Here is an 828-nt window from a genome sequence, read left to right as displayed (position 1 = left end):
GGATTTTTCATCACCAAATCAGGATCTTTGATTACTTTTTCAATCGTCTCAACCACATCTTTGATATTTTCAAACATCTCAGGGTGTCTTTGATAAAGCAAAGCTACATCAGCTATTGCTTCTTTATCTCCTCCTAAGGCTTTTGCAAGTGCTAATCCGAGTTCAAATATTTCTAATTCATTCATTTTGTTACTCTTTTGATAAATTTTTTCATTGACTTACCTTCTTTTTTGGGGTTTGGAATTTTGCAAATCATAAGGTTTTGATTGGGGATTTTTGGGTAAAATACTCTTAGCAGGTGATGAAATGTTCTTTTGAACCAGTCGCTCGTCAAGACTTTGGGCTTGAGTGTAGGAATTGGGCGTCCCTACCATCGCTTGCTTTTTCTCAAATTGTTTAAACTTTTCAATATTGATTTTATTGGCATGAAAAATAACATTTGTTCCTTCATCATTTCTGATACCTACATCACCCATTTTTTCTTCATTTAATTGTTTGGCCAGAATAAAATCTTTGTCATTTTTGGCTTTTGGATTTTTCATCACCAAATCAGGATCTTTGATTACTTTTTCAATCGTCTCAACCACATCTTTGATATTTTCAAACATCTCAGGGTGTCTTTGATAAAGCAAAGCTACATCAGCTATTGCTTCTTTATCTCCTCCTAAGGCTTTTGCAAGTGCTAATCCGAGTTCAAATATTTCTAATTCATTCATTTTGTTACTCTTTTGATAAATTTTTTCATTGACTTACCTTCTTTTTTGGGGTTTGGAATTTTGCAAATCATAAGGTTTTGATTGGGGATTTTTGGGTAAAATACTCTTAGCA

General features: G+C 33.2%; 1 protein-coding gene and 1 pseudogene. Both read right to left on the bottom strand.

Going from position 1 to position 828, the window contains the following annotated elements:
* Nucleotides 1–185 (bottom strand): annotated as a pseudogene (locus BKH45_RS08675) (hypothetical protein); the annotation flags it as partial.
* 33 nt (nt 186–218) lie between these two features.
* Nucleotides 219–716 carry a hypothetical protein gene (locus BKH45_RS08670; RefSeq protein ID WP_095274255.1) on the bottom strand — a complete coding sequence of 166 codons (498 nt, stop codon included), beginning with the start codon at nt 714–716 and terminating at the stop codon, nt 219–221.
* Between the last annotated feature and the right edge of the window lie 112 nt (nt 717–828).

Origin of the sequence: Helicobacter sp. 11S03491-1, from assembly GCF_002272835.1 — a bacterium.
In the GTDB taxonomy this organism is placed as follows: domain Bacteria; phylum Campylobacterota; class Campylobacteria; order Campylobacterales; family Helicobacteraceae; genus Helicobacter_J.
The sequence above is the reverse complement of the archived record's forward strand: the minus strand, read 5'-3'. Positions and strand labels throughout refer to the sequence as shown.